The sequence below is a fragment of the Desulfocurvus thunnarius genome (genome assembly GCF_055390965.1).
Map to the genome: position 1 here is coordinate 2,969,287 of NZ_AP042411.1, position 20,786 is coordinate 2,990,072.

Annotated in this window: 17 protein-coding genes; 10 read left to right on the forward strand and 7 right to left on the reverse strand. The window is 71.6% G+C overall.

Annotation, left to right across the window (positions count from 1 at the left end; translation table 11 throughout):
• Positions 1 to 3: 3 nt before the first annotated feature.
• The 4 genes from ACZ5KV_RS12975 to gpt form a co-directional block, all read right to left on the reverse strand.
• A complete protein-coding gene (locus ACZ5KV_RS12975) occupies positions 4 to 933 on the reverse strand; it encodes an ABC transporter permease (protein WP_464239729.1) in 930 nt (309 codons plus the stop codon).
• A gap of 1 nt (position 934) precedes the next feature.
• The gene (locus tag ACZ5KV_RS12980) at positions 935 to 2,014 is read right to left on the reverse strand and encodes an ABC transporter permease (RefSeq protein WP_464239730.1); all 1,080 of its coding nucleotides are present in this window, start codon (positions 2,012 to 2,014) and stop codon (positions 935 to 937) included.
• Between the two features lie 4 nt (positions 2,015 to 2,018).
• On the reverse strand, positions 2,019 to 3,182 hold the full coding sequence (locus ACZ5KV_RS12985) for a BMP family ABC transporter substrate-binding protein (RefSeq protein ID WP_464239731.1): 1,164 nt from the start codon (positions 3,180 to 3,182) through the stop codon (positions 2,019 to 2,021).
• Between the two features lie 111 nt (positions 3,183 to 3,293).
• Positions 3,294 to 3,797, reverse strand: coding sequence for a xanthine phosphoribosyltransferase (gene gpt, locus ACZ5KV_RS12990; protein ID WP_464239732.1), 504 nt, complete (start codon positions 3,795 to 3,797; stop codon positions 3,294 to 3,296).
• Between the two features lie 310 nt (positions 3,798 to 4,107).
• On the opposite strand from gpt, the gene ACZ5KV_RS12995 reads away from it, so the two are divergent.
• The 5 genes from ACZ5KV_RS12995 to ACZ5KV_RS13015 all read left to right on the forward strand — a co-directional run bounded on the left by ACZ5KV_RS12995 (position 4,108) and on the right by ACZ5KV_RS13015 (position 11,029).
• Positions 4,108 to 5,316 (forward strand): ammonium transporter, encoded by a 1,209-nt coding sequence (locus tag ACZ5KV_RS12995; RefSeq protein ID WP_464239733.1) that lies wholly within the window; start codon positions 4,108 to 4,110, stop codon positions 5,314 to 5,316.
• Positions 5,317 to 5,385: 69 nt separating this feature from the next.
• Positions 5,386 to 5,724, forward strand: a complete 339-nt coding sequence (locus tag ACZ5KV_RS13000) for a P-II family nitrogen regulator (protein ID WP_464239734.1) — start codon at positions 5,386 to 5,388, stop codon at positions 5,722 to 5,724.
• Positions 5,725 to 5,879: 155 nt separating this feature from the next.
• Positions 5,880 to 8,555: a [protein-PII] uridylyltransferase gene (glnD, locus tag ACZ5KV_RS13005; RefSeq protein ID WP_464239735.1), complete on the forward strand. Its 2,676-nt coding sequence runs from the start codon at positions 5,880 to 5,882 to the stop codon at positions 8,553 to 8,555.
• Between the two features lie 142 nt (positions 8,556 to 8,697).
• Positions 8,698 to 10,542, forward strand: coding sequence for a methyl-accepting chemotaxis protein (locus ACZ5KV_RS13010; RefSeq protein ID WP_464239736.1), 1,845 nt, complete (start codon positions 8,698 to 8,700; stop codon positions 10,540 to 10,542).
• Between the two features lie 154 nt (positions 10,543 to 10,696).
• A complete protein-coding gene (locus ACZ5KV_RS13015) occupies positions 10,697 to 11,029 on the forward strand; it encodes a TraR/DksA family transcriptional regulator (RefSeq protein ID WP_464239737.1) in 333 nt (110 codons plus the stop codon).
• Between the two features lie 383 nt (positions 11,030 to 11,412).
• Here ACZ5KV_RS13015 and ACZ5KV_RS13020 read toward each other — a convergent pair whose 3' ends face one another.
• Both ACZ5KV_RS13020 and ACZ5KV_RS13025 read right to left on the reverse strand, forming a co-directional pair.
• Positions 11,413 to 11,832, reverse strand: coding sequence for an ATP-binding protein (locus ACZ5KV_RS13020; protein ID WP_464239738.1), 420 nt, complete (start codon positions 11,830 to 11,832; stop codon positions 11,413 to 11,415).
• A gap of 9 nt (positions 11,833 to 11,841) precedes the next feature.
• Positions 11,842 to 12,171, reverse strand: a complete 330-nt coding sequence (locus ACZ5KV_RS13025) for an STAS domain-containing protein (RefSeq protein WP_464239739.1) — start codon at positions 12,169 to 12,171, stop codon at positions 11,842 to 11,844.
• 267 nt (positions 12,172 to 12,438) lie between these two features.
• Here ACZ5KV_RS13025 and ACZ5KV_RS13030 point away from each other — a divergent pair, with 267 nt between their 5' ends.
• Positions 12,439 to 13,428 carry a TAXI family TRAP transporter solute-binding subunit gene (locus ACZ5KV_RS13030; protein WP_464239740.1) on the forward strand — a complete coding sequence of 330 codons (990 nt, stop codon included), beginning with the start codon at positions 12,439 to 12,441 and terminating at the stop codon, positions 13,426 to 13,428.
• A gap of 15 nt (positions 13,429 to 13,443) precedes the next feature.
• On the opposite strand, the gene lhgO is transcribed toward ACZ5KV_RS13030, so the two are convergent.
• A complete protein-coding gene (gene lhgO / locus ACZ5KV_RS13035) occupies positions 13,444 to 14,649 on the reverse strand; it encodes an L-2-hydroxyglutarate oxidase (RefSeq protein ID WP_464239741.1) in 1,206 nt (401 codons plus the stop codon).
• A 176-nt stretch (positions 14,650 to 14,825) separates the two neighbouring features.
• Here lhgO and ACZ5KV_RS13040 point away from each other — a divergent pair, with 176 nt between their 5' ends.
• The 4 genes from ACZ5KV_RS13040 (at position 14,826) to ACZ5KV_RS13055 (ending at position 20,776) form a co-directional block, all read left to right on the forward strand.
• Positions 14,826 to 15,386: an OmpH family outer membrane protein gene (locus ACZ5KV_RS13040; protein ID WP_464239742.1), complete on the forward strand. Its 561-nt coding sequence runs from the start codon at positions 14,826 to 14,828 to the stop codon at positions 15,384 to 15,386.
• A gap of 213 nt (positions 15,387 to 15,599) precedes the next feature.
• Positions 15,600 to 16,754 carry a DNA polymerase IV gene (locus tag ACZ5KV_RS13045; RefSeq protein ID WP_464241840.1) on the forward strand — a complete coding sequence of 385 codons (1,155 nt, stop codon included), beginning with the start codon at positions 15,600 to 15,602 and terminating at the stop codon, positions 16,752 to 16,754.
• A 169-nt stretch (positions 16,755 to 16,923) separates the two neighbouring features.
• Positions 16,924 to 19,164 (forward strand): diguanylate cyclase domain-containing protein, encoded by a 2,241-nt coding sequence (locus ACZ5KV_RS13050; RefSeq protein WP_464239743.1) that lies wholly within the window; start codon positions 16,924 to 16,926, stop codon positions 19,162 to 19,164.
• A gap of 88 nt (positions 19,165 to 19,252) precedes the next feature.
• Positions 19,253 to 20,776 carry a class II fumarate hydratase gene (locus ACZ5KV_RS13055; RefSeq protein ID WP_464239744.1) on the forward strand — a complete coding sequence of 508 codons (1,524 nt, stop codon included), beginning with the start codon at positions 19,253 to 19,255 and terminating at the stop codon, positions 20,774 to 20,776.
• Positions 20,777 to 20,786 lie beyond the last annotated feature (10 nt).

Consider the following 20,786-nt stretch of genomic DNA (forward strand, 5'->3'; position numbering starts at 1 on the left):
GCGTCACCCCTCGGGCTCGATGTTTACGCCCAGGGCCGCCGGGGCCGCGCTGGAGCTGGCGCCGCGCCCGCGCAGGGCCGACAGGACCAGGGCCAGCACCGTCAGCGCGTAGGGCAGCATGAGCAGGAAGGAGGAGGGCACGTCGGTGCCCGAGGCCTGGAGCCGCAGTTGGAAGGCCATGACCCCGCCGAAGAGATAGGCCCCGAACATGGCCCGCCCCGGGCGCCAGAAGGCGAAGATGACCAGGGCCACGGCGACCCAGCCGCGCCCGGCGGTCATGCCGTTGGTCCACAGGTGGGTGTAGGCCAGGGACAGGTAGGCCCCCCCGAGGCCGACCAGGAAGCCGCCCGCCAGCACGCCCGCCCAGCGCAGGGCCACCGGGTTCAGCCCGGCGGCGGCGGCGGCCCGGGGGTGTTCCCCGGCGGCGGTCAGCCCCAGGCCGGGGCGCGTGCGGTGCCAGAAGAGCCAGAAGGCCGGGGGCAGCAGGAAGGACAGGTAGACCATGGCGTCGTGGCGGAAGAGCACGTCGCCCAGAACGGGGATGGCCGAGAGCACGGGCACGGCGAAGGGCTCGAAGCCCGGGGCGTGCTGGCCGATGAAGGGCGTGCCCAGGTAGTTGGCCAGGCCCACGCCGAAGATGGTCAGCGCCAGCCCGGAAACCGTCTGGTTGCCCAGGAAATGCAGGCAGACCACCCCGTGCAGCCCGCCGACCAGGGCCGCCGCGCAGCCCGCCGCCAGCAGCCCCAGCCAGGGCGAGCCCGTGGCCCGGGCCGTGAGAAATGCCGCCAGGGCGCCGACGATCATCATGCCTTCCACGCCGAGGTTGAGCACCCCGGCGCGCTCGGTGAACATCTCGCCCAGGGTGGCGAAGAGGATCGGCGTGCCGGACTGCACGGCCGCCGCCAGCAGGGGGACGATCAGCGCCAGTTCCACGTCAGCGCTCCTTGGCGGCCCGGGCCCCGGCGGGGCGCAGGCGGTAGCCGTTGAAGAACTGCCCGGCCAGCACGGTGAGCAGGATGAGCCCTTCCATGATGTCGCTGAAGGCCGCCGGAACGCCCAGTTCCAGTTGCACGTTCTTGCCGCCCACGCGCAGCGCGGCCAGGAAGAACGAGAACAGCGCGATGCGCGCCGGGGACAGCCGCGCCAGCCAGGCCACCACGATGGCCGTGAAGCCGTAGCCGACCATCAGGCTGGGTTGCAGCCGCCCGGTGACCGCCGATGCCTCGAGCAACCCGGCCCACCCGGCCAGGGCGCCGCACAGGGCCATGACCAGCAGCACCAGGGTGTCGTAGGGCATGCGCGCGTAGCGCGCGGCGCGCAGGCTTTCGCCGCTGGCCTTGAGCTCGAAGCCGATGCGCGTGCGCGTGAGCAGCACCCACAGGCCCACGGCGCAGACCACGCACAGGGCCAGACCCCAGTGCAGGCGCGTGCCGGGAAAGCGGCCGACCACGGCGGCGGGCACGAACTGGCTGGTCATGGGGAAGCCGAAGCTGGCCGGGTCCTTCCACGGGCCGTAGACCAGGTATTCCAGAACCAGGATGCCGATGTAGTTGAACATCAGGGTGCTGATGATCTCGTTGATGCCCAGGCGCAGCTTGAGCCACGCGGGCACGGCGGCCCAGGCCCCGCCCGCCGCGGCGGCGCACAGGAACATGAGCGGCAGCAGCAGGATCCCGGGCAGCCCCGGGAAGGTCAGCGCCGCCCAGGTGGCGCCCACGGCGCCCAAGGCGAACTGGCCCTCGGCGCCGATGTTCCAGACCTGCATGCGGAAGGTGACCGCGACGCCCAGGGAGCACAGGAAGATCGGCACGGTCTTGAGCAGGGTGCTTTCCACCGCGTGCCACGCGCCGAAGGCGCCGGACCAGAGCATGGCCAGCCCCTGGAGCGGAGCCTTGCCCTGGGCCGCGAGCAGCAGGCAGCTCACGCCCAGCGACACGGCCAGGGCGGCGGGAAAAATGAAAATGGAGCCCCGGCGCGGGGGCTCCATTCTTCTTGTGACGGCGAATCCGAACATCGCCCTATTCGGTGGTGCCCACGACACCCTTGACGAACCAGGTCATGCCCAGCAGCGTCTCGTCGGCGGGCACCTGACCCTCGGGGATCATTTCCTTGCCGCCCTGGTCGAAGACCGGGCCGGTGAAGACCTTGTACTTGCCCTCGACGATTTCCTGCTTCCTGGCCAGGACCGTGTCGCGCACGTCCTGCGGCACCATGTCGCCGAAGGGCGCGAGGTCCACGGTGCCTTCGGCCAGACCGGGCCAGTAGGAGCCGTGCTTCCAGGTTCCGGCGAGGATCTTCTGCACCGCGTCGGTGTAGAAGGGCGTCCAGTTCCAGACGGGGGCGGTGAGGTGGGCCTTGGGGGCGAAGGCGGTCATGTCGGTATGGTAGCCCACGGAGTAGACGCCGCGCTCCTGGGCGGCCTCCTGCGGGCCGGGGGAGTCCTGGTGCTGGGCGATCACGTCGCAGCCCACGTCGAGCAGGCTCTTGGCGGCTTCCTTCTCCTTGGCCGGGTCGTACCAGGTCTTGGTCCAGACCACGCGGACCTCGGCGGCGGGGTTCACGGCCTGGGCGCCCAGGGCGAAGGCGTTGATGCCGCGGATGACCTCGGGGATGGGGAAGGCGGCGGCGTAACCGAGCTTGCCGGTCTTGCTCATGGCCCCGGCGACCATGCCGGCGAGGTAGCGCGCCTCGTAGATGCGCCCGAAATAGGCGGTCATGTTCGGGCCGGTCTTGTAGCCCGAGCAGTGCATGAAGGCGACGTTGGGGAAGTCCTTGGCGACCTTCTCCATGGAATCCATGTAGCCGTAGCTGGTGGCGAAGATGGCCTTGAAGCCCTTCTGGGCCATGTCGCGGATGATGGCTTCGGCGTCGGGGCCCTCGGGCACGGACTCCACGAAGGAGGTGGAGATGCCGGGCATCTCTTCCAGGGCCTTGCGGGCCACGTCGTGGGAGTAGGACCAGCCCGCGTCGCCCGTGGGCGAAACGTAGATGAAGCCGATGCGGGCGTCTTCACCCGGGGCGGCGCCCTGGGCGGGGGCGGCGGCCTGGGGCTCGGCGGCGGGCGCCGCGGCGGCGGGAGCCTGGGCGGCGGGTTTGTTTTCGGCCTTGTCCTCGCCGCAGCCGGCGAGCAGCGGCAGGGCGGCCAGACACAGCATCAGGGCGATGAGCCGGAATCCGCGCATTGTTTCCTCCGTGACGATTTGAACAAAATAATGTTTCCCCCTCCCGTATCCTACCTGCCGCCTGCGGGGCAAGGCCGGAATGCCGGAAGGCGGGCCAGGGGCGACGGGGCCCTACGCGTCCCCGTTTTCCCGCAGCTTGACTATGGGCGGCACGAATTGGGACTCGGCGTCCCAGGGAAAGAGAATCCAGGTGTCCTGGCTGACCTCGGTGATGAACGTGTCCACCAGGGGGCGGCCCTGGGGCTTGGCGTAGACCGTGGCGAAATGCGCCCGGGGCAGCAGCTCGCGCAGGATGCGCAGCGTCCCGCCGGTGTCCACCAGGTCGTCGATGACCAGCCAGCCCGCGCCGTCGTCGGTGGTGGTGCAGGGTTTGAGCACCTCGGGGCGGCCCTGGTCCTTCCAGGCGTAGCTGGACACGGACACGGTATCGATGCGCCGCAGGTCCAGCTCGCGGGCGATGACCGAGGCCGGGACGAGCCCGCCCCGGGTGATGGCCACGATGCCCGCCCAGGGGCCGAGGTCCGCCAGACGCCAGGCCAGGGCCTTGGCGTCGCGGTGCAACTGCTCCCACGAGACGGGGTAGGTCTTCACATAGCGCGTACTGGTGCTGGGCATGACAGGACCGGGTCGCTGGAGTTTCGGAAGAGGGGACTTTGATGGAATTCCGAGGCCAAGGCAAGCCTTTTCGGCCCGTACGCCGCGTTGGTCCCGCTTTTGCTGGAAGCAGGGTACGCGGCGAGGGGGCCCGGCCTGCGACGGGGCGGGGAAGCAAATCATTTCAACTGGATGGGGGGTGCCACGCGACCGGGGGGAATATTTTGTTTTTTAGCAAAAAAGTAAAAACAAACAAGTGTGAAGCTTACAAAAACGTAAAAAAGCGAACTTCCGACCCTTTACGTCAACCATCTTCCTTTTGGAGACACGCATGAATGCTGCGGATACCGCCTTCATTCTGATCTGTGCCGCCCTGGTGATGTTCATGACCCCGGGGCTGGCCCTCTTCTATGCGGGCATGGCCCGGGCCAAGAACGTGCTGGGCACCGCCATGCACAGTTTCGCCATGCTCGGCGTGGCCACCGTCGTCTGGGTCGTGGTCGGCTATTCCCTGGCCTTCGGCACCGACGTGGGCGGGCTCATCGGCGGGCTGGACTATCTGTTCCTGTCCGGCGTGGGCATGGAGCCCGGCGGCCCGACCTCGAACCTGCCGCATCTGCTGTTCATGATCTTCCAGTGCATGTTCGCCGTCATCACTCCCGCGCTCATTACCGGCGCCTTCGCCGAGCGCATCAAATTCGGGCCTTTCGTGGTCTTCTCCATCCTGTGGCTCGTTTTCGTCTACAGCCCGATGTGCCACTGGGTCTGGGGCGGCGGCTGGATGGGCGCCATGGGCGCGCTGGACTTCGCGGGCGGCGCCGTGGTGCACATGAGCTCCGGCGCGGCGGCCCTGGCGGCGGCCCTGGTCATCGGCAAGCGCAAGGGCTTCGGCACCGAGCCGATCATTCCGCACAACCTGCCCATGACGCTGACCGGCGCGGCCATCCTGTGGTTCGGCTGGTTCGGCTTCAACGCGGGCAGCGCCCTGGCCGCCAACGGCGCCGCGGCCAACGCCTTCGTGACCACCCACGTGGCCACCGCCGCCGCGCTCATCGGCTGGCTGGTGGTCGAGAAGCTGCACCACGGCAAGGCCACCACCCTGGGCGCGGCCTCGGGCGCCGTGGCCGGCCTCGTGGCCATCACCCCCGCCGCCGGTTTCGTGACGCCCATGGGCGCCCTGATCATCGGCTTCGTGGGCGGCGCCCTGTGCTACGGCGGCGTGATGCTCAAGAACAGGTTCGGCTACGACGATTCCCTGGACGTGGTCGGCATCCACGGCGTGGGCGGCACCTGGGGCGCCCTGGCCACGGGCATCTTCGCCGTGGAATCCGTCGGCGGCGCCACGGGCCTGCTGGCGGGCAACCCCGGCCAGCTCTGGATCCAGTTCCTCTCCGTGGTCGCCACCTGGGCCTACTGCTTCACGGTGTCCTACGTGCTCTTCAAGGTCGTGGACGCCGTCATGGGCCTGCGCGTGAGCGCCGAGGACGAGATGAACGGCCTGGACGTGAGCCAGCACAGCGAGACGGGCTATCAGCTCTAGACCCGCCCCGGGCCGCTTGCCCGGGCGTGTCGTCATGGATTATACCGGACACCCAAGGAGTTCACGGATATGAAGAAGATCGAGATCATCACCAGGCCGTTCAAGCTCGACGAGGTCAAGGCCGCGTTGACGGAGCTGGGCATCCAGGGCATGACCGTCAGCGACGTGCGCGGCTTCGGCCGCCAGCGCGGGCACAAGGAGGTCTACCGGGGCGCCGAGTACCAGGTGGACTTCGTGCCCAAGGTCAAGATCGACGTGGTCGTGGCCGACGACATGCTGGCCCCGGCCCTGGCGGCCGTGCAGAAGGCCGCGCGCACCAACCAGATCGGCGACGGCAAGATCTTCGTGTCCACCGTCGACGACGTTGTGCGCATCCGCACCGGCGAAACGGGCAACGAGGCCGTCTAGGCCCTGCGGCCCGCCCCGTCGCAAACGGTCCGCCTGCGGGCCCGCCCGGGGCAAGGCGAAACCACCCGGCCCCCGCGCCCGCCCGGCGCGGGGGCCTTTCACGGTACGATACGGTACGACATGGCGCGGCGGGCGGCCCCCCGCGCGGGAGGCCCATGCCCAAGGCCAGCGATTCCCAGGCCGCCCGGGCCCTGCGCGCCGGGCGCGAGGCCCTGGCGGCGCAGATTCCCGACGGCGGCGCGGGCCGCCGCTTCACCCAGGAGCTTTCGGCCCTGGTGGACACCTATTTCCAGGCGCGCATGGCCGAGGTCTGGCCCCGGGGCGCGGCCCCCGGGCCCGGCGGCGGGCTGGTGCTGGCCGCCGTGGGCGGCTACGGCCGCGCGGAACTCTGCCTGCACTCGGACATCGACATCCTCGTGCTCTGCCGGGGGCGCATCCCGGCCCGGGCCCTGGACATGGCCCAGGCCCTGTTCTACCCGCTGTGGGACATGGGGCTGGACCTGGGCCACGGCTTCCGCGGCATCAGGGAGTGCGTCGCCCTGGCCCGCAAGGATTTCGAGGTCATGGCCTCGCTGCTGGACGCCCGGGCCGTGGCCGGAGACACCGACGTGCTGGCCGGGCTGCGCGCCACCCTGGCCGAAAAGGTCGAGGGCCCGCGCGCCCGGGCCTTCACCGACTGGCTGGCCGGGCGCAACGCCGAGCGTCTGGCGCGCCACGGCGATTCCAGCGCCCTGCTGGAGCCGGACCTCAAGCAGGGCGCGGGCGGCCTGCGCGACATCCACCAGATTCTCTGGCTCGGCCGCGTGCACTACGGCGCGGGCACCCTGGAGGCCCTGCTGCGCACCGGGCGGCTGACCGAGGCCCAGGCCCACTTCCTGGCCGACGCCCAGCGCCTGCTCCTGCGCGTGCGCAACCTGCTGCACCACGTTTCCGGGCGGCGCAACGACCGCCTGCACCTGGCCCTGCAACCCCGGGTCGCCGCCGCCCTGGGCTACGAGGACGGGCCGGATTCCCTGGCCGTGGAACGCTTTCTCGGGCGGCTGCACCGCGACATGGCGGGCATCAAGGCCCTGCATGCGGCCTTCCGGGCCGGGCTGCCCGCCGCCGGGCCCGTCGCCCGCTCCGGGTTGTTCGCCCGCCCGGCCCCGGCCGCGCCCGCGCTCCGGCCCCTGGGCCCGGGGGTCGCCGAGCGCGGCGGGCAACTGTATTTCGACGTGCCCGGGGGCTACCCGCGCGACCCCCAGGTACTGTCTGACATTTTTGTGCACAGCGCGCGCTCGGGGCTGCCCCTGTCCTGGGAGGCGCGCGGCTTCGTTTCCGGGCACCTGCATCTGGTGCGCGAGCGCCTGCGCGACGCCCCCGGCGCCGTGCAGGGCCTGCTGGACGTGCTCGTCTCGGGCCGCGCGGCCCCGGCCCTGGGCCAGATGCTGGAAACCGGCTACCTGGGCGCGCTGCTGCCCGACTTCGGGCGCGTGCAGGACCTCGTGCAGTTCGACACCTATCACATCTACCCCGTGGGCCAGCACACCCTGCGGGCCATCGAGCTGCTGGAAGGGCCCCTGGACGGCCCGGGGCGGGCCTTCGCCGCCCTGCGCGACGAACTGGACGGCCCCCGGCGGACCCTGGCCCTCATGCTCGGCACCCTGCTGCACGACATCGGCAAGGGCCTGGGCGGCGGGCACTCCCAAAAAGGCCGGGCCATCGCCACGGCCCTGCTGGAGCGCTGGGGGCAGGCCCCGGCGCTGACGGCCGACGTGGCCGCCCTGGTCGGCGAGCACCTGACCCTCTACGAGACGGCCACGCGCCGCGACCTGGGCGACGAGGCCGTGGTGGCGGCCTGCGCCGGGCTGGTGGGCGACGAGCAGCGCCTGCGCCTGCTCATGCTGCTGTCCTTCGCCGACGCCTCGGCCACGGGGCCGGGGGTCTGGAAGCCGTGGGCCGCCGGGCTCTTGTGGGAGCTGTACGCCAAGGTGCTGCACATCCTGCGCGGCGGACGGCTGGCCAGCGCCGACGCCGTGCGCGCCCTGGACCGGACGCGCGCCGCCGTGCGCCGCCGCGCCGCGGCCGATTTCGCGCCCGGGCTGGTGGAGGAATTGCTGGAACTCATGCCCCAGCGCTACCTGCTCACGGCTTCGCCCGAGGCGGTGGTGCGGCACATGGGCATGGTCCGCCGCCTGCGGGCCATGGTCGCCGAGGCCGAGCGCGTGCGCCCCGGCGGGCGCGGCGGCACGGGCGTGGTGGTCGTCGAGGCCGGGGCCCTGCCCGGCCACGGCTGCTGGGAGGTGGCCATCGCCGGAATGGACACCCCGGGCCTGTTCGCCACCCTGGCCGGGGTCCTGGCGCTGCACGGGGTGAACATCGTGGCGGCCCAGTGCTTTTCCTGGCGCGACCGCACGGTGGTGGACGTGTTCACCGTGTCCGACCCGCCGGAACTTCTGGCTCCGGACGAGCTGTGGGCGCGGGTGGCGGCCTCGGTGCGCGGGGCCATGAGCGGGCGGCTGGACCTCGACTGGCGCATCCGCGAAAAGCGCAACGCCCCCAGTGCCCTGAAACCTCTGGAAATCGAGCCCGAGGTGGCCATCCACAACGCCGCGTCGGACTTCCACACCGTGATCGAGATCACCGCCGCCGACCGCCTGGGCCTGCTCTACGACGTGGGCACTGCCCTGCACGGCCTGGGCCTGTCGGTGGGCATCGCCAAGATCGCCACCTACGGCGACCGCGTGGCCGACGTGTTCTACGTGCGCGAGGCCGGGGGCGGCAAGGTCGAGGCTCCCGAGCGCCTGCGCGCCGTGGAGGCGACCCTGCTGGAATGCCTGGGAGCCGATTGAACCTGCGGCGTGGGGGCTTTTGCCGGATGGCGCGAGGGGCTGGCGGTTCGTTTCTTGCGGTGCTATTCTTGCATGAAAGGGCGGGGTCCCGCCAGGACAACTGGCGCGGGCTCGTCCTTTTCATATGGAAGGAAGGCACGTTATGAACTTTTCCCGAAGCATTCTTCTTGTCTGCGTGGCCGCCGGAATTTTGGTGGCCGCGGCCGGCGGCCTGGCCGCCCTGGGGCTGGACCAGGGCGCGGGCACGCTGGCGGCCCTGTCCCTGGCCGCCGGGGCCGCGGTGGCCCTGGCGGCGCTGCCCCTGGGCCTGCTGGCGCGCCGCGCCGTGGGCGAACCGGCCCGGGCCTTGGCCGAGGCCGCGCGTCTGGCCGCCCAGGGCGGGCACGATACCCTGGGCCCCGCCCGGCCCGCCGGGCCCCTGGGCGAGGTTCACGACGCCGTGGCGGCCCTGGCCGGAGCCCTGGGCGCGCGCGCCCAGGCCGCCGAGGCCGAGGCTGCGGACCTGCGCGCCCGCCTGGGCGCCCTGGAGGCCGAGAACGGCCAGTGCCGCACGCGGGAACAGGATTCCCGGGCGACTCTGGACAAGTTGCAGGCCACGGCGGGGCGCGCCTTCAGCATCTCGGCCCGCGTGGCCTATTCAGCCGAGGGGCTGGCTTCCCAGGTCATGGAGGCGGGCTACGGCACGCGCCTGCAACAGGAGCGCGTGGCCGAGACGGCCACGGCCATGGAGGAGATGAACGCCACGGTGCTGGAAGTGGCCCGCAACGCCTCGGCCGCCGCCGAGGGCGCGGCCGCCGCGCGCACCCGGGCCGACGCCGGGGCCGATGTCGTCCAGCGTTCCGTGACGGCCATCGGCCGGGTCAGTTCCCTGTCCGACGAGCTGCGGGCGAACATGCACCGCCTGGGCTCCCAGGCCGAGGCCATCGGCCAGGTCATGACCGTCATCAGCGACATCGCCGACCAGACCAACCTTTTGGCGCTGAACGCCGCCATCGAGGCCGCCCGCGCGGGCGACGCCGGGCGCGGCTTCGCCGTGGTCGCCGACGAGGTGCGCAAGCTGGCCGAGAAGACCATGACCGCCACAAAGGAGGTCGGCGAGTCCATCAAGGCCATCCAGCAAGCCACGCGGGACAACCAGCGCAGCATGGACGAGGCCATGGGCGCCGTGCAGGAGGCCACCGGCCTGGCCGGGGAATCCGGCTCGGCCCTCAAGGAGATCGTGCGCCTTGTGGACGACAGCGCCGGGCAGGCCCAGAGCATCGCCGCCGCGTCCGAGGAGCAGTCCGCCGCGTCCGAGGAGATCAACCGCGCCATCGAGGAGGTCAACACCGTGGCCACCGACACCGCCGAGGGCATGGGCGCGGCCTCCAAATCGGTCAAGGAATTGGCCGGGCTGGCGGCGGAGCTTCAGGAACTGTTCGAGAACCTGCTGGGCAAGGACCGCTCGAAGCTGGCCGCCTCGGCCACCGAGATGCGCGGCATCCTGCCCAAGATGATGCAGGACTTCGTGCGCAGGCAGTACGGCGAGGCCGTCTACACGCACATGGTCGGGGAAATGGGCGACCCGACCTTTCTGGCCAACCGCAGCTACCCCGACAAGGTGCTGGAGCAGATGGCGGGCATCGTGGCGGCGCGCAAGGGCCTGGAGCCGGGCAAGGTGCTCTACGAGTTCGGCTTCTACACGCCCACGGAGTTCAAGAAGCTCTACCGCCGCTATTTCAAGACCATGGACCTCAAGGAATTCTATTTGAACATGAACCGCACCCACGCCGAGCTGACCCGCGAGGAGCCGGGCATCACCCCGCCGCGCTTCTCCTACGAGGACAAGGGCGACGTGCTGGTCATGGAGTACCACTCCAAGCGGGCGCTGTTCACCTATTTCGAGGGCATCCTGAACGGCGTGGCCAAGCTTTTCGGGCGCAAGGTGCGCATCGTGGCCACCCCCAAGAGCGCGGACACCGCCCGGGCGGAGATCCATTTCCTCTAGTCCGGCGCGGCCGGAACGCGCGAAGGCGCTGGGGAGGGGCGGTCCGCAAGGGCCGCCCCTTCGCTTTGGCGCGTCTTGGGGAAGTCGGCGCATCATCATCTGATCGTAACCCGGGGCGGCTACTGATGGCGCAATCAACCTCGGGAGGATTGCCATGACTGCCGACGACAAGCTGGAAATCCGGAGTTACCTGGAAGAGAAGCTGGCGTTTCTGGGCGGCCGCGAGCTGTCCATCGCCGTGCGCAACTGCCCCGACGAGAACGACTGTGCCACCATGCTGGCCGAGGTCCACTGCAACGTGCTGCTGCGCGAGCGCGAGGCCCGCGAGCTGCGGGAGATTTTGCGGGCCCTGGATAAGCTCAAGGCCCCGGGCTTCGGCTACTGCGAGGAGTGCGGCGAGTACATCGGGCTGCCCCGGCTCAAGGCCCGGCCGCAGGCCCGGTTCTGCATCGACTGCCAGACCGCCCGCGAACTGGTCGCGGCCTAGCTAGCGGGGCCGTCCCGAAACGGCGACCCGCCGCGGCGGCGGAAAAATCCGGACCGCTTGTGCATGCGCTGCGCCGCGCGTTCCGGCTTTTCCCGTTTCCTTGCGGCGCACCATCTGGGAACGGCCTGCGGATCGTGATCGTTCCGACGGTCGGCCACGGTCCGCCGCCCCGGCGGGCGGCGCAAAGCAGGGCGGAAAGCCCCGCGGGGACGCGCCCGCGCGGCGCGTCGGCGTCCCTGGCGCGGGGGCGGTCCTCGGCGCCCAGTCCGTTGCCCTGGCGTGGAGCCGACGCCGACCCCCGTCCGGAGCCTCACGCCCGGCGCGGAACGCGGCAAGGCCCCGGAAGCATGATGCTTCCGGGGCCTTGTCGTTTGTCCGGCGCCTCAGGCCGGGCCCAGGCGCACGGTGAGGACGTTGGCGTCGCCCTCGCGGCGGTAGGCCAGTTCATCGGCCATCTGGCGCACGAAGAAGATGCCCAGCCCGCCGATGGGCCGCTCGTCCACGTCGGCGTCCAGGTCCGGTTCCCCGGCCGCCAGCGGGTCGAAGGCCACGCCCCAGTCGCGGATGTCCAGCAGAAACCCTCCGCCCCCGGTGGCACGGCACGAGAGTTCCACGTCGCCCCGGCCGTCCGGCCCGTTCCGGTAGGCATGGTTGGCGACGTTGACCAGCAGTTCTTCGAGGATCAGCTCCAGCTTGCCCAGGGCGGCTTCGGGCAGGCCCGCCTCGCGGGCGCAGCCGACGGCGAACTCCCGGCATTGGTCCAGCCGGTCCAGGGCGGCGGGCAGGCGCAGGGTGCGGGCCACGGCGTTTCCCTAAGCCCCCGTGGCTTCCTCGACGGTCTTGTAGACCGAGAACATGGCCGTGAAGCCCGAGATGGCGAAAACCTCCTGGACCATGCCCGAGAGGTTGGCGAAGGCGATGCGGCCCTGGCAGGCCTTGAGCTTCTTGGCCGTGGCCAGGATGCCCCGCAGCCCGGCGGAGGAGATGTACTCCAGCCCGCCCAGGTCCACCACCAGGGAGGTCTGGCCCGCGTCGATGGCCTCGGCGCAGCGCTTTTCGAAATCGGGAGCGGTGACGGCGTCCATGCGCCCCTTGACCTGGACGACGAGGAAGTCGCCCTTCTTTTCGGTGATGCATTCCATGGTCGGCTCCTTGGCTGTGTAGGGCCGCCGGGGGCGGGCCCGCCGACGGAAGCGCGCGAGCTTGCCGCGCGTCTTGCCTTGCCTATCATTGTCGCCGTGCAAAAACAACAAGCCAGGCGCCCCGGGGATGGGCGGCGGGACGGTCCACCGGGCCTTTGCCGCCCCGATTTCCTTTGCGGAGCCGCCGGGCTTGGACTATGGTCGGGCTGCCGTCCGCCGTGCCCGCCGGGCCGGGCGGGCGCTCCGGGACAATGGAGGAAAATGGGCGTGCCGGCGAGATTTCTGCTCTTGGCCTTGGCCTTGGCCTGCGGCCTGGGCCTTCTTGCCGTGCGCGCCTGGGCCGACTCGCCGTCCGCCCCTCCGGCCGCCGCCCCGGTCTCCCGGGTGCTGGTCATCGCCACGGGCGGCGCCGTCGGCAGCCACCACCCTGCGGGCGTGGCCCTGGGGGCGGCCATCGGCGCCGCCCTGAGCGCGGAGCGGGGCATCACGGTCCGGACCGTGGGTTCCACCGGGGCCGCCGAGAGCCTGGGCCTTTTGCATGCGGGCCGGGCCGACCTGGCCCTGGTCGAGGCCCTGTACGCGCGGCAGGCCCCCTTCCACGACCTGCGGGCCGTTGCCGTCCTGTGGGACGATGTGGAGCATTTCGTCCTGCTGCGGCGCAACGCCGCCACGGGCACCGTGGCCGACCTGGGCGGGTTGCGCGGGGCCTTTGCCGTCGGCAGGCGCGGCTCGGCCGCCGAGGGCTCGGCCCGGGCCATTCTGGAGGCCCTGAAGCTGGACGCGCGCGGTCTGGAACCGGTGAACCTGGACCCGGTTCCGGCGGTCCAGGCCATGCTGGAGGGCCGGGTGGCCGGAGCCGCCATCCCCGCGTCGCCCCCGGTCCCGGCGGTGACCATGGTTCTGGGGCAACTCGGGCCGCAGGGCGTGCGGCTCCTCGACTTCACCGACGCCCAGCTTGAGGCGCTGCGCGCCCGTCAGCCCGTCTGGCACCGCCACGTCATTCCCGCCGGAACCTACCCGGGGCAGGACGCCCCCGTGCGCACCGTGGCCCAGCCCACGTTCCTGGCCTGCCGGGCCTCCCTGCCCGAGGACGTGGCCCACGCCGTGACCCGGGCCGTCTTCGGCAACCTGGACGCCCTGCGCGAGGCCCATCCCGCCTTGCGGGCCCTGGACCTGCGGCGGGCCGCCGCGGATCTGCCCGTGCCCCTGCACCCGGGGGCCGAACGCGCCCTGCGCGAGGCCGGGGCCATTCCCTGAGGGCGGAGCGCCGTTTCAGGCCGAAAAATGCGTGTCGCAGACCATGCGCGCGAAGGCCATGGAACTGGTGAAGGCCGGGGAGATGGCGTTCAGCACATGCACGGTGGGTCCGTCGGTTTCCACCAGAAAATCCATGACCAGGGCCCGGGTGACGGTGTCCACAAGCTGGGGCCGGATGCCGACCTTGGGGCAGGGCTCGATGTCTCCGGGGGAGAGGCCGCGCATGAGCCGGGCGCAGTCGGCAAAGAAGCGGCTGGGCAAGTATTTGCGCAACTCCTCGCGGGCCAGCGCCCGGAACTGCGGGTTGCCGAGCAGCATCTGCGTGCAGCGCCAGAGGACCGCCGGGGCCTCGGCGTCCAACCCGCGCAGCAGGCCGTAGTTCTCGCGGCCCAGGGCCGGGGTGGCCGTGGGGCCGATGTAGACCTCGCCGGTCACGCCGCGCGTGAAGTGCACGCCCAGGAAGGGCACGCGCGGGTCGGGCACGGGGTAGACGTTGCCGCGCACCAGAGCCGCGCGCCGGGGCCGCAGCTTGCGGTACAGCCCTTTGAAGGGCACCATGGCCCAGCGCCTGCCCAGGCCGAAGGCGTGAGCCAGGGTGTCGGCGTGGGCCCCGGCGCAATTGAGCAGGCGCCCGTAGCTCACGGGCCCCAGGGCGGTGGTCAGGGTCCGCGTGCCGCAGGCCGCCCCGGCGGGCCCGATCACGCGGCAGCCGTAGCGGATGCGCGCGCGGCCGCCTTCGGTCAGCTCCCGGGCGATGCTGGCCAGCACGGCGCGCGGGTCGACCACCGCCGTGAGCGGCGAGTGCAGGGCCCGGCCCGAGGTCACCGCGCCGGGCTCCAGCTCGGCCAGCTCCTTTTCGTCGATGAGCACGGCCGGGCTGCCGTTGGCCAGGGCCCGGCGGTGCAGGGCCTCCAGGGCGGGCCGTTCGGCGGGGTCCGGCGCCACGATGACCTTGCCGCACCCGGCCAGGGGCAGGCCGCGTTCGGCGCAGTAGGCGCGCATCAACCGGTTGCCTTCCAGGCAGGTCCGGGCCCGGGCCGAGCCGGGGGCGTAGTAGATGCCCGCGTGCAGCACCCCGGAGTTGCGCCCCGAGGCGTGCAGCCCCGGGCGGGGTTCCTTTTCCAGGATCAGGATGTCGTCGGCCCCCCGGGCGGCCAGCTCGCGGGCGATGGTCAGGCCGAGGACCCCGGCTCCGCAGACGACGATTGCGGCGTGTTCCATGCATGGCTCCTGCGTGGTGCTGCCCGGCCATAACACGGCCCGGGGCGGCGGGCAATTTCCCCGGGCCGGAGCGGGCCTTGCCTTGTGCGCCCGGGGGAGGTAATCATGGCCCCCTCATGCCCGCGCCCGCCCGGACGGGACCGCGCGGAGCAACATCCAACACTTTGGAGAATTTGATGAAGAAAGTCATCGTGACCCTGGCCGCCGTGCTGGTGCTGGCCGTGGCCCTGGCGGGTTGCCAGAAGAAGGGCACGCCCACCGTGGCCGTGCTCGACCCCAACAAGGTCTTCACCACCTGCGAACCCTGCGTTCAGGGCGGCGACTACCTGCGCGGCCTGGGCCAGAGCCTCCAGCAGGAGCTGGCCGGGATGCAGGGCGCCCTGCAGGGCGCCGAGGGCGGCGGCGGCGAGGAGGCCGTGGCCAAATTCCAGGCCCGCTACCAGGAGATCCAGCAGCAGATGATCGGCGAGCAGACGCGCATCGCCGAGAAGCTGGACAAGGCCTTCCAGAAGGTGATGGAGGACTACCGCGTCAAGAACGGCGTGGCCGTGATCCTGAACAAGGAGAACGTGCTGTCCTTCGACGGCACCGTGGACGCCACCGAGGCGGTCATCGCGGCCCTGAACGCCACGGCCATCGACCTGGAGATCCCCGCCGCCCCGGCGGCCGGGGAGCCCGCCGCTCCGGCCCAGGACGCCCCGGCCGAGCAGCCCGAAGGCGGGAAGAAGAGCGAATAGCGCCTCCCCGGAGCGCTGCGGGACGGCCCGCGCGGCATGGCCGCGCGGGCCGTCGTTCGTTGCGGACCGGGCACTCCCGGGCGCACTGGCCCCGGGCTGTCAAGCGCACTTGACCCCGGCCCGCGTTCGTAGGACCAGAAACCCATGGCCCCCCCTCCCGTCCATACTCCGCCCCCGGCCCCTCCGGCGGGCCCCGCCCAGCCCCGGGTCATCATGCACCTGGACATGGACGCCTTTTTCGCCTCGGTGGAGCAGCGCGACAACCCCGCCCTGCGCGGGCTGCCCGTGGCCGTGGGCGGCGAGCACCGGGGCGTGGTCAGCGCCGCGTCCTACGAGGCCCGGCGCTTCGGCGTGCGCTCGGCCATGCCCATGGCCCAGGCCCGGCGGCTGTGCCCGCAACTGGTGGTCGTGCGCGGGCACATGAGCCGCTACGGCGAGGTGTCGCGCCAGGTCATGGCCCTGCTGCGCGAGGTGTCGCCTCTGGTGGAGCAGGTGTCCGTGGACGAGGCCTACGTGGACCTCACGGGCACGGCGCGGCTGTTCGGCCCGCCGCCGCAGGTGGGCGAGCTGTTGCGGGCGCGGGTGCGCGAGGTCACGGGCCTGACCTGCTCGGTGGGCATCGCGCCCAATAAGTTCCTGGCCAAGATCGCCTCGGACGCGAACAAGCCCGACGGCATGTTCGTGCTGGAGCCGGAGGACGTGGCGGAGTTCCTGCGCGACCTGCCCGTGGGGCGCATCCCCGGCGTGGGGCCGCGCACGGGCGAGGAACTGGCCCGCCTGGGCGTGCGCACGGCCGGGGACGTGCTGGCGCGCGGGCCGGAATTCTGGGCCCGGCGCCTGGGCGAGCGCGGCGAGGGCCTTTACGCCCGCGCCCGGGGGGAGGACCGTTCCCCGGTGGTGCCCTACCACGAGCCCAAGTCGTCCAGCGCGGAAACCACCCTGGACCGGGACACCACGGACAAGGCCCTGCTCGGGCGCTGGCTGCTGGCCCACGCCGAGCGCGTGGGCCGCGACCTGCGCCGGGGCGGCCTGGCCGGGCGCACCGTGACCCTCAAGATCAAATACAGCGACTTCGCCCTGCACACCAAAAGCCGCACCCTGGCCGAGCCCACCGACGTGACCGCCCTGATCTTCGAGACCGGGCGGACCCTGTTGCGCGAAACGCGCCTGGAGCGGCCCGTGCGGCTCATCGGGCTCGGGGTTTCCAATTTCGGTCACGGCCAGCGCCAGCTTTCCCTGCTGCCCGACCCGGACCGGGACCGCGCCGAGGAACTGGCCCGGCTGGACCGTGCCCTGGACGCCATCCGCGACAAGTTCGGCAAGAGTGCCGTGGCCCGGGGGCTGCTCTTCGACCCTGCGGAAAAATAGGCCCGCCGCGCCGCGCGCCCTGGGGAATGCCCCTGCTCAACACGGTTTTCTTGTTTTTTTACACTACCCCGGGATAGGACTTTGTTTTTTTTTCGGTTTGGCGTATGACGCGCAAGGGAAGATGCGCCATTTTCGCCCCGGAAATCTTGATTAAACTCTGGTACCTGTCGTGGACACGTTCCCCATTCCCCCCGATACGTCCCTGCTGCTCGGAGCGGTTTCCCAGTTCCTGCTGGCTTCGGTGTGCCTGTGCGCCGTGCGCAACTCGTTGCGTCGGCTCCCGCTGCACTGGATGACGGGCTTCGGGCTGCTGGGCGGGCTGGCCTGTTGCCTGGAATTGTGGGCCTATTCCGCCGCCGAGTCCGTGCTGACCGTGGCCCTGCGCTCGGTGCTGTACATCGGGGCCATGGTCTGCCTGGTGGAGTTCTGGGCGGCCATGCACGCGCGCACGGGCGGGCGGCGCGGCCAGGGCATCTGGTTCTTCCTGGCGCTGCTGGCGGCCTTTGCCATGGCCCAGGCCCTGGGCGACGACAACCCCCTGCGCACGGCCAGCAGCTTTTTCGGCCTGCTCGCGGGCCTTGCGGCGGCCTGGGCGCTGCTGCGCGCGGCGCTGCTGGAGAGCCGGGGCCGCTGGCTGCTGCTGGTGGCGGCCCTGGCCCTGCTGGTGGCGGCCCTGGGGGGCGTCGTCACCTCCCATTGCATGGCCATGCAGTCCGTGAGCGAAGCCTTGCGCGTCCAGGGCGGCGCGGCCGGTTTCGCCCTGTGGAAGGTGCTGCGCGCCGCGGGCAGCACGGTGCTGGCCATGGCCTTGTGGTTCTACGGGGTGGCGCTGTCCGAACGGCTTTTGCGCCACCGGCTGCACTGGGCCCTGGGCTTCATGCCGCCGCTGGCCCTGGTGCTGGCGGCCGGGGCCGTGGGCGCGGACCACGCGGGCCGCGAATACGACGCGGGCATGCGCCAGGAACTTGTGGTGCGCGCGCGCATCGTGGCCGGGTCGCTGGACGGGCGGCTGGTGCTGGCCCTGGCCCAGGGGGCGGGCGGGCCGGGCACCCAGGAGGCCCAGGCCCTGACCCGGGCCCTGGAGCGCGTGGTCGGGGCGGACCCGACGCTGCTGGCCGTCAGTCTCTACGTGCCGCGTGGCGACGCGGTGGTCGCCCTGGCCCAGGCCCCGGAAAAGGACCAGGGCCGCGCGGCGGAGCACATGCCCTGGCCCGCCGGGCAGGAGGCCGCCATGCGCTATTTTCTGGTTTCGGGCCAGGGGCAGGTGGTCGGGCCGCTGCACGGCGACCGGGGCGACTTCGCCATCGCGCACCATGCCGTGGCCCGGGTTCCGGGGGGCGGGCGGGTGCTGGCGGCCCTGGCCCTGGAGTTCGACGCCCGCGACTGGAACCGCGAGGTGGCCGGCGAGCGGCTGGGGGCCCTGCGCCAGGCCCTGCTCGGCTCGGCGCTGCTGCTGGCGTTTTTCGTCGCCATGCAGATGCTCCAGACCCAAACCCGGCGCACCGAGGAGTCCGAGCGCAAGTACCGCTCCCTGTTCCAGAGCATGCAGGAGGGCGTGGCCTACTGCCGCATCGTCTCCGACGCCGACGGCAAGGCCACGGACTTCATGTTCCTGGACGTGAACCCCGCCGCCGAGGCGCTGACGGGCATCCCGCGCGAACGCTACCTGGGCCGCTCGGCCCTGGAGCTGTTCCCCGAGCAGCGCGAAAAACTCTACCGCTGGATCGATTTCCTGGGCACCGTGGCCCGCACCCAGCACACCCGCTCGGGCGAGATGTTCTTCGCGCCCACGCAGCTCTGGTTCTCGGTGCGCGCCTTCAGTTGGGAGCCGGGCTATTTCGCCATGACCGTCAACGACATCACCCGGCGCAGGCTGGTGGAGGAGGAGCAGCGCAGGCAGGCCATGCACGACCCGCTGACCGACCTGCCCAACCGCCGCCTTTTCCAGGACCGCCTGGAGCAGGCCATGGCCCAGGCCGACCGCGGCGGGGGCTCCTGCGCCGTGTTCTACATGGACCTGAACGAGTTCAAGCAGATCAACGACACCCACGGCCACGACTTCGGCGACGCCGTGCTGCGCGAAATCGCCGCGCGCCTCAAGGGTTGCATCCGCAAGTCCGACACCCTGGCGCGCATCGGCGGCGACGAATTCACGGCGGTGATCTTCTGCGGCGACGACCCCGGCACGGTGCAGACCGTGGCGGTCAAGATGCAGGAGGCCGTGGCCCGGCCGGTGCGCATCGCCAACATCGAGGTCCGCCTGGGCGTGAGCATCGGCGTGAGCCTCTACCCGCGCCACGGCACCGACGCCTCCACGGTGCTGACCCGGGCCGACGCGGCCATGTATCGCGGCAAGGGTGACAGGAGCCGGGCTTTCGTGCTCTATGAGGAGGAGCAGGGCGTCGGCTGAGTGCCGCGCGGTCCGTTTCCGGCCTTGCCCGGGGCGGCCCGCAGCCCTGCGAACCCCGCTTGAATCCCGCCCCGAATCCGGAGGTTCCATGCCCGAGGACTTTGCCCCCCCAGCGGCGCCTGCCCCGCAAGCCTTTTCCGGCCCCACGCGCACCGAGCGCGACAGCCTCGGCCCCGTGGCCGTTCCCGCAGACCGGCTTTGGGGCGCGCAGACCCAGCGCGCCCTGGAGCACTTCGCCTACGGCACCGAGGCCATGCCCCGCGCCGTGATCCGCGCCCTGGCCCGCGTGAAGATCGCCGCCGCGCGAGCCAACGCGGAGCTGGGCCTGCTGCCCGCCGCCTTGGCCGAAGGCATCGAGGCCGCCGCCGCCGAGGTCGCCGCGGGCCTTCTGGACGACCATTTTCCCCTGAAAATCTGGCAGTCGGGCAGCGGCACGCAGACGAACATGAACGTCAACGAGGTGGTGGCCAACCGCGCGGCGCAGCTCGCGGGCGCCGAGCCGGGCCGCAAGGAGCCCGTGCACCCCAACGACCATGTGAACCTCGGCCAGTCCACCAACGACGCCTTTCCCACGGCCATGCACATGGCCGCCGTGGAGGCGCTGGACCGGCGGCTGCTGCCCGCGCTGGACGCCCTGGCCGAGGCCCTGGCCGCCAAGGCCGAGGCCTTCGCGGGCATCGTCAAGACCGGGCGGACCCATCTGCAGGACGCCGTGCCCCTGACCCTGGGCCAGGAGTTTTCGGGCTATGCCGCCCAGGTGGTCGGCGCGGCCCTGGGCCTGCACGCGGCCATGGAGGCGCTCTACGAGGTGCCCCTGGGCGGCACCGCCGTGGGCACGGGCCTGGGCGCGCATCCGCACTTCGCCGGGCTGGCCGTGGGCCAGTTGTGCGCGCTTACGGGCCAGCCCTTCGTGCCCGCGCCCAACCGCTTCGCCCTCATGGCGGCCCACGACGGGATCGTGGCGGCGTCGGGCGCGGTGCGCACGGCGGCGGTGGCGCTGATGAAAATCGCCAACGACGTGCGCTGGCTGGGCTCGGGCCCGCGCTGCGGCCTGGGCGAGCTGCGCCTGCCCGCCAACGAGCCGGGGTCGAGCATCATGCCCGGCAAGGTCAACCCGACCCAGTGCGAGGCCCTGACCATGGCCTGCGCCTACGCCCTGGGGCTGGACGCCGGGCTGGCAGTGGCGGGCAGCCAGGGCAACTTCGAGCTGAACGTCTTCAAGCCGCTGCTCATCCACAACCTGCTGGCCATGACCGAAGCCCTGGCCGGGGCGGTGGACGGCTTCACCCGGCTGTGCGTGGCGGGGCTTGAGGCCGACCGCGAGCGCATCGCGGCCAGCGTGGACAAATCGCTCATGCTGGTCACGGCACTGGTGCCGGCCATCGGCTACGACATGGCCGCGCGGGCGGCCCTGCTGGCCCACGCCCGGGGCGGCACCCTGCGCGAGGCCTGCCTGGAGCTCGGCTGTCTGGACGCGGCGCGCTTCGACGCGCTCATGGACCCGGCGGACATGACCGGTGCCGGGGATGCTGGTGCCGGGGGGACGGGCGATGCGGACGGCGCGGACGGCCCCGGGGGAAAAGGGGACTCCGGCGGCGGGGTTTGCGCCTGAGGCCGAAATA